The sequence below is a fragment of the Phenylobacterium sp. genome, from assembly GCF_036402295.1.
GTDB lineage: Bacteria > Pseudomonadota > Alphaproteobacteria > Caulobacterales > Caulobacteraceae > Phenylobacterium.
Genome location: NZ_DASWTE010000448.1, coordinates 1 through 11412 on the forward strand (window position 1 = coordinate 1; position 11412 = coordinate 11412).

Consider the following 11412-nt stretch of genomic DNA (forward strand, 5'->3'; position numbering starts at 1 on the left):
GGAACCTGGCGACGCCGAAGCACCGGGCGGTCACGACGCCCAACACCGACACGCTCTATTCGACCGCGCACATCGACCTGTCGGCGGGGCCGGTGACGATCACCTTGCCGGCCGCGGGCGACCGCTATCTCTCGCTGGCGCTGATGGACGCCTACACCAACAACTTCGCCGTCCTGGGCACGCGGACGACCGGTCCGGAAGGCGGGACCTTCCGGCTGGTGGGTCCGCGCGAGGCGGCGGAGGGCTGGAACGTGATCCGTTCGCCGACCGACCACGTCTGGGCGCTGGCGCGGATCCTGGTGGAAGGGCCGCATGACCTCGAGGCCGCCCGCGAGGTCCAGGCCGGAATCTCGATGCAAGGGCCGGGCGGCGAGCCGCCGGGTCCCTATCCGGCGCGGCAGGCGGGCTGGGCGGAGTATTTCGCCGGGGCGGCGGCGCTGATGGCGGCCAATCCGCCGCCGGTCACCGACCTGGCCGTCCTGCGGCGGATGGCGCCGCTGGGGCTGCTGGACGGGTTCGATCCGGCGCGGTTCTCGCCAGTCGAGGCTGTCGAGATCGAGGCGGGGGTAGCTGAGGGCCGCGCGGCGGTGCGGGGCGGCGGTGGGCTGGCCGGGAACTTCGTCCAGGGCTGGTCCTATCCGAGCGTGCGGCTGGGCGACTTCGACCAGGACTACGACCTGCGCGGCACGGTGGCGCTGGGTGGCCTGGCGGCGCTGCCGCCGGCCGAGGCGATGTACCTGCAAGGCGAGGGGCCCGAGCCGGGCAAGCTGTTCGACGGGACCAAGCGCTGGCGGCTGTACTTCCCGGCGGGCGGCCACCTGCCGGTGGATTCGTTCTGGTCGCTCAGCCTCTACGAGGCGACTGACGACGGGCAGTACTTCTTCTGGGACAATCCGCTGAACCGCTACGCCATCGGCGACCGGACGCCAGGGCTCGTCACGAACCCGGACGGATCGCTGGACATCTGGATCGGCCACGCGAGCCCTGGCGCCGAGCGCGAGGGCAACTGGCTGCCCGCGCCGGCCGCGCCGTTCGCGCTCTTCATGCGGGCGTATCTGCCGAGGGCGGAGTTGCTCCAGGGCTATTACCGTATGCCTGCGCTGGAGGTTGTCTGAGGCGGGCTGAGCCGTAGGTTCGCAGCCCTTCGGAGGAGGCGATCCATTGAACAGGCGTGAGGCGCTGACGGCGCTGGCGGCGATCGGGGCGGTTCCGGCGGCCAGGGCGCATGCGGCGGCGGGGGATCTGAAGGCGGCGGCGCGCGAGGCGTGGCTCTACGGCCTGCCGCTGATCGAGATGGCGACCACGCGGGCCCGCGCGCTGACCGGTCGGGCCGCGGGCGTGCCGGCCGGACTGAACCGCTTCGGGCATGCCCGGACGCTGGCGGGGCCAGCAGCGCGGGGCGTGACCACGCCGAACAACGACACACTCTATTCCAGCGCCTGGATCGACCTCACCAGGGGCCCGCTGACGCTCACCCTGCCGCGCGCCGGCGAGCGGTACTTCTCCGTGGCCGGCATGAACATGTTCACGGACAACGACTTCGTCCTCGGCACGCGGACGAGCGGCGGCGGGGGCGGCCGGTTCAGGATCCTGGGGCCGGGGCAGCCCGGTTCGGGGCCCGACGTGGTGCGGCTGACGACGCCGCACGGCTGGCTGCTGTCTCGCATCCTGGTGGACGGCCCCGATGACCTGCCCGCGGTGCACGCGCTGCAGGCCCAGCTGGCGATCGCGGGGCCGGCCGTGACGCCGTCGGCTGCGACCTACGCCGACCGCCGCGCGCCGGCGCCCGCGTACTTCGCCTCGGTGGCCGACCTGCTGCGCTCGGACCCGCCGCCCGGGACCGATGCGGCGCTGTTCGCCCGCATCGCACCGCTGGGGCTTTCGGGGCAGGGCGGCTTCGACGCAAAGCGCTTCGGGCCGGCGGAGGTGGCCGAGATCGAGGCGGGCGTCGCCGAGGCGCGCGCGGCGCTGCAGGCGATCCGGCCGGGCGCGGCGGTGCAGGGCTGGACCTATCCGCGGTCGAACCTGGGCTTCTTCGGCCAGGACTACAGCCTGCGCGCCGCCGTGGCGCTGGGCGGGCTGGCGGCGCTGCCGGGCGCGGAGGCCATGTACATGAACCCGGTGGGCGACCGGGGCCGGATGTTCACCGGGCCGGGTCCCTACGTCATGCGGTTCGCCGCGGGCGGCTTGCCGCCGGTGGACGCGTTCTGGTCGCTGACCATGTACGAGGCCATGCCCGATGGGCAGTTCTTCCTGACCGAGAACCCGATCCGTCGCTACGCCATCGGCGACCGCACGCCGACGCTGACGAAGAACGCCGACGGCTCGCTCGACCTCTGGATCGCCCGCAGCGATCCGGGCGGGGAGCGGACGGGCAACTGGTTGCCGGCGCCGGCGCAGGGACCGTTCACGGTCAGCTTCCGCGCCTACCTGCCCAGGCCCGAGCTGATGGACGGCCGCTACCGCCTCCCGCCGATCACGGCCGCCTAAACTTGACTCGGAGCCGCCCGGCCGTCATACACCGCGCCTTCCAGCCGCCGGGGCAAGCCCTGCGTGGCCGGAAACCTATGACGGGTTGATGCTAGGCCGCCGTTGAAATCGCATTCTCAACAAGAGGATGCCGGCCCGCGTCGAATGAAGAGTGGAATATGTCCAAGCGCCATAGCGCGAAGTACAAGCTCGACCGCCGGATGGGCGAAAACGTCTGGGGTCGCCCGAAGTCTCCCATCAACGCCCGCGCGTACGGACCCGGCCAGCACGGCCAGCGCCGCAAGTCCAAGGTCTCCGACTTCGGCCTGCAGCTGCGCGCCAAGCAGAAGCTGAAGGGCTACTACGGCAACATCACCGAGAAGCAGTTCGTCCGCATCTACACGGAAGCGGCGCGCCGCAAGGGCAACACCTCGGAGAACCTGATCGCGCTGCTCGAGTCGCGCCTGGACGCGGTGGTCTACCGCGCCAAGTTCGTCCCGACCCCGTTCGCCGCCCGCCAGTTCGTCAACCACGGCCACGTGCTGGTGAACGGCAAGCGCGTGAACATCGCGTCGTACCGCGTGAAGGCCGGTGACGTGGTGTCGGTCCGCGAGCGTTCGCGCCACATGGCCCTGGTTCTGGAAGCTCTGAGCTCGTCCGAGCGCGACACGCCCGACTACATCACCGTCGACGGCAAGGGCATGGCGGCCACCTTCGTCCGCGCCCCGGAACTGTCGGAAGTGCCGTACCCGGTGAAGATGGAACCGAACCTGGTGGTCGAGTTCTACGCGTCCTAACCGGCGCCGACACCAAGTGAGAATTGCGAGGGCCCCGGAGCGATCCGGGGCCTTTTGCATTTGGTCGGCATGTGGCGAAGTCGGGCGGTGAATCGACGGATGTTCGTGCTGGCCGCCCTGGCGCTCTCTGGCTGCGCGAGCGGCGGGGTGCGCGTGATCGCGCCAGCCGGTTCGGGGCTGGCCGAGCTGGAGCCTCTCTACCGCGCCGACGCTGGGCGCCAGGCGCTCGTCATCACCGTGTCGTCGAACGGCTGCACGCAAAAGGCCGACTTCGCGTTCCACGTCGAGCGCAAGGCCGAAACGGTGACCCTGGCGTTCGGTCGCAAGCGGATCGACACCTGCAAGTCGTTCGCCATGGGCAAGACGGAGCTGACCTTCAGCTGGGCCGAGCTGGGCGTACCGGCGCGGGCCCAGGTGTTCCTGCTCAATCCCCTGACGGCCTGGACCGGGCCGGGCGAATAGCCCATCTCGACACGCATCGGTCGCTCTTCTAACGTCCCGCAATCTTCAGTCGTTCGGGGGGACGCATGAAGCGTTGTTTGCGTGGCGCGGCCGCCGGGCTTGGCGCCCTGGCGCTCGTCGCGATTGCGGGTCCAGCACAGGCGGCCTGGATCAAGGCCGAGACGGACAAGTTCATCGTCTACGGCCAGGGTAGCGAGAAAGCGGTGCGCGACTACGCCGCCAAGCTCACGACCTTCGACATGCTGCTGCGGATCTACAATCCGTCGGTGAAGGATCGGAAACCCCCGACCAAGGTCCAGGTCTTCATGCTGGGCAACGCCCAGGGGCTGAAGCGGGTGCGACCCAACGTGGGCCGGTACGTGCTCGGCTTCTACGCGGCGATGAACGAGGGCGTGTTCGCCTTTGCCGTGAATTCGGAGCAGTTCGGCAGCGACGACGTCCTGTTCCACGAGTACGCCCATCACTTCATGCTCGAGAACTTCCCGACCGCCTATCCGGCCTGGTTCGTGGAAGGCTGGGCCGAGTATTTCATGACGGCGGAGATCAAGGGCAACCAGCTCAAGGTCGGCGGCTACAATCCGGCCCGCGCCTACGGCATCCTCGAGGAGGCCTGGCTGCCGCTGGACCAGGTCCTCTCCAAGAGCGTGGCGGACACCAAGTCGGCTCGCGTGAACACCTACTACGCCCAGGCCTGGCTGCTGATGCACTACATGTTCAGCGATCCGAAGCGTGCGGCCCAGATCAACAAGGCGACCCTCGCGATCACTCAGGGCGAGTCGCCCGTGAAGGCGCTGGAGGCGGCGACGGGCATGACGATGGATCAGCTCACCAAGGAGCTGAAGGCCTACCGCCGCCTACCGGTCACCACGCTGACGCTGAAAGAGCCGCCGCCAGCGGCGTCGATTGCGGTGGCGCGGCTCCCCGCCAGCGCAGATGACCTCCTGCTGGACAACGCGCGGCTGATCCTGGCGCCCACGGGCACGGTCGACGCCGGCCTCGTGGCCGACGTGCGGCGCAAGGCGGCGCGCTACCCGGGTGACGCCCTCGCCGAAAGAACCCTGGCGCGCCTTGAGTTCGTGATGGGCGACGTGGCGGCCGGCGAGGCGATCATGAAGCGCCGCCTTGAGACGAGTCCCGACGACCTTGAAGACCTCCTGCTCGCCGGCACGGGGCAGATCATGGCGGGCATGCGCGACAAGGCGAGCCGCGACACGCGGTACAGGGCCGCGCGGCCGATGTTGGCCAAGGCGTACCAGCTCAACAAGACCGACTTCCGCCCGCTGTACGCCTACGCCCTCAGCCGTTCGATCGAGCCCACGTTTCCGACGGACAACGACCTCACCGCTCTGTTGGAGGCCCGCTATCTCGCCCCAGCTGTGCAGGAGAACTCGATACGGGCCGGGCTGGCGCTGCTGAAGAAGGGGCGGCGCGACGAGGCCGCCCGGATGCTTGCGGTGGTGATCAACAACCCGCATGGGGGCGCCTTCGCGGCCCGCGCGCGAGAGGCGCTGGGCCAGGGGATGATCGGCGCCATCGACCTGGAGTCGATGACGGAGGACGAGGAGGAAGGCAAGCCGCCTGCGGAGCCCGCCAAGCCCGCCGGCTAGGTGAACATCCCGGTGATCCACTCCGGCACGCGGCGGGGGCGGCCGGTGGCCTGTTCGATCAGGACCCAGGTGGTGTGGACCTGGGCGCACATCTGGCCGTCGGGGCCATCGATGCGGATGAAGCGGTCGTAGCGCGGGCCCTGGGGCGTCTCGGCGACCCAGGTGCGGGCCTGGGCGGTCTCGCCGGGCAGGAGCGGGCGGCGGTAGTCGATCTCGTGGCGGAGCGCGATCCAGGCCCAGGTGTTCTGGGCGTCTTCGGGCGCGAGCGAGCGCCAGTGGGCCACGCCCATGTCCTGGGCCCAGCGCAGGTAGACCACGTTGTTGACGTGGCCGTTCTCGTCGATGTCGGCAGGCGTGGGCTCGAACGTGAGGCGGAAGACCTGCCGGCCCTCCGGCGGTTCGAGCAGTTTCGTCACGCTTCGATGAGGCCCTGTTCCGCCAGCATCGTCTTCAGCTCGCCCGACTGGAACATCTCGCGGACGATGTCGCAGCCGCCGACGAACTCACCCTTCACGTAAAGCTGCGGGATGGTCGGCCAGTCGGAGAAGGTCTTGATACCTTCGCGCAGCTGGTCGTTCTGCAGCACGTTCACGCCGACGAAGTCGACGCCCAGGTGGTCGAGGATCTGGACGGTCACGGCCGAGAAGCCGCACTGCGGCTGTTCCGGCACGCCCTTCATGAAGAGGATGACGGGGTGTTCGGCCACGGACTTGGCGATCCAGTCGTGGACGGGGTTGGCGGCTGCAGCTTCAGACATGGGTTCGCCCTTTCGGCGAGGAAATCGTCGCCCAAGAGCTAGGGACGCAGGTTCCCGGGGTCAAGCGTGTCAGGCTGGCGCAGAGGTCTCGAGCGCTAGTGCGTGCAACTCGCCGCCCATCTTGCCCTTCAGCGCCGCGTAGACGAGCTGGTGCTGGCGCACGCGGGGCAGGCCGGCGAAGGCGGTCGAGACGATGCGGGCCTTGTAATGGTCGCCGTCGCCGGCGAGGTCCTCGATCTCGATGGTCGCGTCGGGGAAGCCCTCGCGCAGGGCGGCTTCCAGGTCGGGCTGGGACATCGGCATGGCGCCGACTTAGGCCCTCAGGCGGTCCGTGTGAAGCGCATGACCCAGTTCTCCTCCCAGGTCTCGCCGCCGTCGTACGAGAAGGCCTGGCGCCAGCGGGCCGAGGCCGGGGTGATCTCGTCCCAGCGGAAGCGCACCTTCACCGGCCGTCCGGCGTCGACGTCGTCGCCCAGGAACAGGCCCACGCCGTTCTCGAAGCGGCCGTGGACGGGCGGCTGGACGAGGCCGTCCGTGCTGGAGACCCAGTGTATCGACCAGCACTGTTGCGCCACATCGAAGCTGCGGAAGGCGACGCCCTGGAAGCCGCGGTCGGGGAAGTCGTTCTCCTCGACATTGCAGAGGCCGCCCATGAGCCCTTGGGTGAAGCTGGAGCCCTCGAAGCTGTCCCAGTCGTCGGCCCCGACGCCGCGCGCCGTCAGCCGACGATGCTGCACGGCCCAACGGCCGTACAGGAAGTGGAAGTCGCGGCGACCGTCGTCGTGGGCGTCGTAGGCCATGAGCTGTCCTTCGTGTCTAAGGACAGCTTTTGGGCGCACCCTGCTGCCAGGGTCTGTCAGCAATTAGCGCAGCAGCAACACCAGGCCGCCTGCGGCGATGACAATGGCCAGGACCACCAGCCAGGGCGCGGCGACGCCCTTGCCGACCCACTGGGTGTCGCGCACGGCGTCATGCTGGAACGGGTGCTTGGCCATCAATCGATGATCGACGAGTAGACGATGCTCTTGAGCTGGCCGCGGAAGTTGAAGGTGCCGGACGGCATCAGCTGGGTCATGAAGACCACCGAGAGGTCCTCCTTCGGGTCGACCCAGAAGATCGTCGAGGCCGCGCCGCCCCAGTAGTAGTCGCCCGCGCCCAGGCCGCCGGCCGCCACCTCGTCCAGCGACGAGGCGAAGCCCAGGCCGAAGCCCACGCCGTCGTAGGCGGTCTCAGAGAAGCCGCCGAGGGCGAGCTTGGTCAGCTCCTGGCCGCCGGGCAGGTGGTTCATGTGCATCATGGCGATGGTGCGCGGCCCCAGCACCCGGTGGCCGTCGAGCTCGCCGCCCCTGCGCAGCATCTCGCAGAAGCGCAGGTAGTCGGCGGACGTGCCGGTCAGCCCGCCGCCACCCGACTTGAAGCCGGGCTCCTTGCCGAAGTTGCTGTTCGCCGGGTCGTCGATCAGCTGCAGCTTCTTGTCGGGGCCGCGCTGGTAGTTGGCCGCGAACCGATCAACCTTCTCCGGGGCAACGGAGAAGGCGGTGTCCTTCATGCCCAGGGGCTGGAAGATCACCTCGTCGAGGTACTGGGCGAACGGCTTGCCCGAGATCAGCTCCACGAGCGCGCCGCAGACGTCCGTGGCCAGCGAGTACATCCAGGCCGTGCCGGGCTGGTAGCGCAGCGGCACCTGCGCGAGCTTGTCCATGAATTCGACCATGGTGTCGGCGCCGTCCAACGAGCGGATCTTGAGCGCGCGGTAGACCTTGTCGATCGGGTGCTGGATGCCGACGCCGGGCAGGCCGCCGCCGTAGGTCAGGCCCGCGGTGTGGCACAGCACGTCACGGAAGCTGACCGGCCGATGCGGCGCCTCGGTGACCATGTCGTCGCCTTCGCCCGAGACCCAAACGCGGTGGTTCTTCCAGGACGGCACGATGCGCGAGACGGGGTCGTTGAGCTGGAAGTAGCCCTGCTCGTACAGCGTCATCAGCGCGACTGAGGTGATCGGCTTGGTCATCGAGTAGATGCGGTAGATCGTGTCGTCGCGGGTGGGCTTGTTCCGCTCCAGGTCCATGGAACCGAAGGACTTGAAGTAGCCGAGGTGCCCGTGGCGGGCGACGCTGACCTGGCAGCCGGGGATCTTGCCCGGGCCGATGTAGTTGCGTTCCAGATGCTCGCCGATGCGTTCCAGGCGCGCCGCATCCAGGCCGGTCCACTGCGACTGGGCGTCCATCAAAATCCTCCCGACGATTATCGTTTTGTCTGCAATGCGCCATCATGGGCGCCGAACAGACGTTTGGCCAAGAGCGCATCGGCTCGGCTGAATGACCGGTCTGGGAGCTGGATCGCGTTCTCGGTTTTCAAGTCCCCGTTCGGGGACAGGTGGTGGAAGGATAGGTATGCAGGCGCTCTACGACCTGGCCGCCGAGATCGGCGAGACGCTGAAGGCCCGCGGCGAGAAGATCGCGGTGAACGAGAGCTCGTCGGGTGGGCTGATCTCGACGGCGCTGCTGAGCGTGCCGGGCGCCAGCGCCTACTTCCTCGGCGGGGCGGTGGTCTATACGCCCAAGGCCCGGGTGCTGCTCACCGACATCCCGCGCGAGGCCCTGGAGGGCATGCGCTCGTCGAGCGAGCCGTACGCACAGCTCCTGGCCCGCAACGCCCGCGAACGGTACGGCGCGACCTGGGGCATCTCCGAGACCGGCGCGGCGGGGCCGACCGGCAACGGCTACGGCGACGCGGCCGGCCATACTTGCGTGGCGGTGGCCGGGCCGGTCGAGGCGGTGCTGACCATCGAGACGGGCGAGAGCGACCGGCAGGCCAACATGCTGGCCTTCGCGCTCGCATCGCTGTCGCTGTTGCAGCGGGCGCTGACGGCGGTGGACGGATAGCGCCCAGCGCGCCGCAGGCGCCGTCAGCCGGTGTTGGGCGACCGGTGGGTCGTCGGTGGAGTCAGAGTCCGTGAGCGCCGGCGGGGGCGCTGCGAACTCTCTTCACCCTTTCGATGCGAGACGACGTCAGAGCGTCGGGTCGTCCGAGATCCGCACCAGCATCTTGCCGAAGTTGCCGCCTTTGAGCATCTCGGCGAAGGCGGCCGGGATCGTCTCCAGGCCCTCGCGGATGTCCTCGAGGTAGCGGACCTTCCCCTCGGCGACCCAGGGAACCATGTCGGCGAGAAAGGCGTCGTGGTGGCCCTCGACGTAGTCGCCGACGAACAGGTTGGTGACGGTGACGCCGCGGGCCTCGGCGGCCGCCCGCTCGCGGGCGCCGGCGTCGCCACTTTCGTCACCGTAGTGGGCGATGAGGCCGCAGATGGTCATGCGCGAACCGGGGTTGAACAGCGGCAAGACGGCCTCGAAGACGGCGCCGCCGACGTTCTCGAAATAGACGTCGATCCCCTCCGGGCAAGCGGCCTTCAGGTCGTCGGCGAAGGTGGGCGACAGGTGCGAGACGCAGGCGTCGAAGCCGAGTTCGTCGGTCACGAACGCGCACTTCTCGGACTTCCCGGCGATCCCGACCACGCGGGCGCCGCGCAGCTTGGCGAGCTGGCCGGCGATCTGGCCCACGCCGCCCGACGCGGCCGAGACGACCACCGTCTCACCGGCCTTCGGGTCGCCCTGCAGGATCATCCCGGCGTAGGCGGTGAGCCCCAGCATGCCGAGCACGCCCACGGCCTGGGAAATGCGGCCCTGCCTGGGGTCGAGCTTGCGCGGGACCATATAGCCGGGGCGGGGCACGCCTTCGCCCATCAGGCCGTATTCCGACCAGCCGTTGGTGTTGAACACGAAGTCGCCGGGCGCGAGGCCGGGGATGTTGCTTTCGACGACCTGGGAGACCGTCCGCGCATGGCAGGGCGCGCCCTCGGGCTCGACGCCGCGCCGCTTGTAGCCCCACTGGTAGGGGTCGAGCGACACGTAGATCGTGCGGGTGAGCGCCTGGGCGTGCCCGGGCTGCGGGATCGGGCCGTCACGCAGAGCGAAGGTGCTCGCGTCGGGCCAGGGCGGTGGTGGGCGCTTGGCGAGGGTCCAGTAGCGGTTCATGGGGCGAATGGATCAGGCCCGTACCCGCGTTTCAACCGCCTAGCGCTCGACCTCCTTGTAGCCGCGGGCGTCGAGGGCGGCGCGGGCGGCGGCATTCCATTTGGCGCTGCCGGAGTAGAGGCCGAGGATGCGCATCGTGGCGGGCCAGTCGCGGGCCAGGAGGGCGTCGAGGTCGAGATCGGTGCGGGCGACGCGGAATTCGCGCAGGCGCTCCTGGGCGTGAAGGCCGGGGACACTCGTGAGGGTCTTGCAGTTCATCAGGACGAGGCGCTCCAGCGCTGTACCGGCGAGGTCGAGGCTGGCGAGTCGGATCTGGTCCTCGATGACGAGGGACTTGAGGCACGGGAAACGAGAAAGGTCGCCGAGCGTGACCAAGCCCTGGACGCGGATGATGCTGAGATCCGTCAGACCGGGATGGCGGAACTCGTCGAGGGATGGGCGGCCGCCGAGGATGAGGCTCAGCTCGCGCAGGGCGGGGGCGTCGCAGAGGAAGGTCAGGTCCTGGCGCTTGGCGATTGCGTTCAGCGACAGTCGAGCCAGATGGGGCAGCCCGGCGACCACCGGCAGGCCGCGCATGTGGCCGGCGACGCGGAGCTCCATGAGATTGCGGGCACGGGCGAGCGGAGTCAGGTCGAGGTTCCTGCGCAGGTTGTCGCTGACGAAGAGCTCGGTGAGCTGCTCCAGCGGGAACGCCTCGAGGATCGCCGTGTCCTCGTCGCGGAAGACACCGAAGGAGAGCTTCTTCAGCTTGGCTAGGTCGCCGATCTTCCGTGCGTTTCGGATGTGGGTGAGGCAGTCGACGGAGAGGTGCTGGACGTCGGGCAGGTGGGCCAGGACCGCGGCGTCGAAGACCTCGCCGTAGTGGCCGTAGAAGCGCACCTCCAAGCGGTCGCCGTAGTGGCGGGCGAGGTCGTTAACGTCGCGCAGCAGGCGGGACGGTGCACCGGACTGGGCGAACTGGATCGTCGGCTTCCATCCGCGCGCCAAGATCGCATCGACCTCGCGGCGGGTGACCGAAGTAGGGTTGTTGATGCGGGGCTGCAGGTTCACGTCCTTGGACTAGCCAGTCTCCCACGGCCCGTCGAGGCGGGCTTGTGCGGGCGGCCGTCGCGCCGACGGGAACTTGACGGACGCATACGTAAGGGCGGCACAATTCCGGCCATGACGATCCGACCCGAACTGACTGCCATCGTCGGTGAGATCGACTTCGATCCCGACGCCCTGCACGCCAAGTACCTGGCCGAGCGCGACAAGCGCCTGCGCGAGGACGGGATCGGCCAGTACAC

At 69.1% G+C, this 11412-nt stretch carries 14 protein-coding genes; 6 read left to right on the forward strand and 8 right to left on the reverse strand.

The genetic code is table 11. From position 1 onward, the window contains the following. The 5 genes from VGD44_RS25380 to VGD44_RS25400 all read left to right on the forward strand — a co-directional run. A partial coding sequence (locus VGD44_RS25380; RefSeq protein WP_331091384.1) for a DUF1254 domain-containing protein occupies window positions 1–1115 on the forward strand: 1115 nt, incomplete at its 5' end. 46 nt (window positions 1116–1161) lie between these two features. Further along, window positions 1162–2490 carry a DUF1254 domain-containing protein gene (locus tag VGD44_RS25385; RefSeq protein WP_331091386.1) on the forward strand — a complete coding sequence of 443 codons (1329 nt, stop codon included), beginning with the start codon at window positions 1162–1164 and terminating at the stop codon, window positions 2488–2490. Between the two features lie 158 nt (window positions 2491–2648). Continuing rightward, complete coding sequence (gene rpsD / locus VGD44_RS25390; protein WP_331091388.1) at window positions 2649–3266, forward strand: 30S ribosomal protein S4; 618 nt, start codon at window positions 2649–2651, stop codon at window positions 3264–3266. Between the two features lie 87 nt (window positions 3267–3353). Next, complete coding sequence (locus VGD44_RS25395) at window positions 3354–3728, forward strand: hypothetical protein (protein WP_331091390.1); 375 nt, start codon at window positions 3354–3356, stop codon at window positions 3726–3728. 65 nt (window positions 3729–3793) lie between these two features. Continuing rightward, entirely contained in the window at window positions 3794–5335 is a 1542-nt protein-coding gene (locus VGD44_RS25400) for a hypothetical protein (protein WP_331091392.1), read from the forward strand. Here VGD44_RS25400 and VGD44_RS25405 read toward each other — a convergent pair. The 6 genes from VGD44_RS25405 to VGD44_RS25430 form a co-directional block, all read right to left on the reverse strand. Then, window positions 5332–5751 (reverse strand): thioesterase family protein, encoded by a 420-nt coding sequence (locus VGD44_RS25405; RefSeq protein ID WP_331091394.1) that lies wholly within the window; start codon window positions 5749–5751, stop codon window positions 5332–5334. The genes VGD44_RS25400 and VGD44_RS25405 overlap by 4 nt on opposite strands. Beyond that, the gene (gene grxD, locus VGD44_RS25410) at window positions 5748–6092 is read right to left on the reverse strand and encodes a Grx4 family monothiol glutaredoxin (protein ID WP_331091396.1); all 345 of its coding nucleotides are present in this window, start codon (window positions 6090–6092) and stop codon (window positions 5748–5750) included. Before grxD ends, VGD44_RS25405 begins: the two co-directional genes overlap by 4 nt. Window positions 6093–6161: 69 nt before the next feature. Next, a complete protein-coding gene (locus VGD44_RS25415) occupies window positions 6162–6395 on the reverse strand; it encodes a BolA family transcriptional regulator (protein WP_331091398.1) in 234 nt (77 codons plus the stop codon). A 17-nt stretch (window positions 6396–6412) separates the two neighbouring features. Beyond that, a complete protein-coding gene (locus VGD44_RS25420) occupies window positions 6413–6892 on the reverse strand; it encodes a DUF1579 domain-containing protein (RefSeq protein WP_331091400.1) in 480 nt (159 codons plus the stop codon). A 63-nt stretch (window positions 6893–6955) separates the two neighbouring features. After that, complete coding sequence (locus VGD44_RS25425) at window positions 6956–7087, reverse strand: hypothetical protein (protein WP_331091402.1); 132 nt, start codon at window positions 7085–7087, stop codon at window positions 6956–6958. After that, on the reverse strand, window positions 7087–8319 hold the full coding sequence (locus VGD44_RS25430) for a serine hydrolase domain-containing protein (RefSeq protein WP_331091404.1): 1233 nt from the start codon (window positions 8317–8319) through the stop codon (window positions 7087–7089). Before VGD44_RS25430 ends, VGD44_RS25425 begins: the two co-directional genes overlap by 1 nt. A 166-nt stretch (window positions 8320–8485) precedes the next feature. Here VGD44_RS25430 and VGD44_RS25435 point away from each other — a divergent pair, with 166 nt between their 5' ends. After that, complete coding sequence (locus tag VGD44_RS25435) at window positions 8486–8977, forward strand: CinA family protein (RefSeq protein ID WP_331091406.1); 492 nt, start codon at window positions 8486–8488, stop codon at window positions 8975–8977. A gap of 126 nt (window positions 8978–9103) precedes the next feature. Here VGD44_RS25435 and VGD44_RS25440 read toward each other — a convergent pair whose 3' ends face one another. Together VGD44_RS25440 and VGD44_RS25445 are read right to left on the reverse strand one after the other, a co-directional pair. After that, a complete protein-coding gene (locus VGD44_RS25440; protein WP_331091408.1) occupies window positions 9104–10126 on the reverse strand; it encodes an NADP-dependent oxidoreductase in 1023 nt (340 codons plus the stop codon). A gap of 39 nt (window positions 10127–10165) precedes the next feature. Continuing rightward, entirely contained in the window at window positions 10166–11176 is a 1011-nt protein-coding gene (locus VGD44_RS25445) for a hypothetical protein (RefSeq protein WP_331091410.1), read from the reverse strand. Window positions 11177–11412 lie beyond the last annotated feature (236 nt).

Coding starts and splice junctions, on each gene's coding strand:
- rpsD (WP_331091388.1), top strand. CDS start 2,649: ATGTCCAAGCGCCATAGCGCGAAGTACAAGCTCGACCGCCGGATGGGC.
- VGD44_RS25400 (WP_331091392.1), top strand. CDS start 3,794: ATGAAGCGTTGTTTGCGTGGCGCGGCCGCCGGGCTTGGCGCCCTGGCG.
- grxD (WP_331091396.1), bottom strand. CDS start 6,092: ATGTCTGAAGCTGCAGCCGCCAACCCCGTCCACGACTGGATCGCCAAG.
- VGD44_RS25415 (WP_331091398.1), bottom strand. CDS start 6,395: ATGCCGATGTCCCAGCCCGACCTGGAAGCCGCCCTGCGCGAGGGCTTC.
- VGD44_RS25420 (WP_331091400.1), bottom strand. CDS start 6,892: ATGGCCTACGACGCCCACGACGACGGTCGCCGCGACTTCCACTTCCTG.
- VGD44_RS25425 (WP_331091402.1), bottom strand. CDS start 7,087: ATGGCCAAGCACCCGTTCCAGCATGACGCCGTGCGCGACACCCAGTGG.
- VGD44_RS25430 (WP_331091404.1), bottom strand. CDS start 8,319: ATGGACGCCCAGTCGCAGTGGACCGGCCTGGATGCGGCGCGCCTGGAA.
- VGD44_RS25435 (WP_331091406.1), top strand. CDS start 8,486: ATGCAGGCGCTCTACGACCTGGCCGCCGAGATCGGCGAGACGCTGAAG.
- VGD44_RS25440 (WP_331091408.1), bottom strand. CDS start 10,126: ATGAACCGCTACTGGACCCTCGCCAAGCGCCCACCACCGCCCTGGCCC.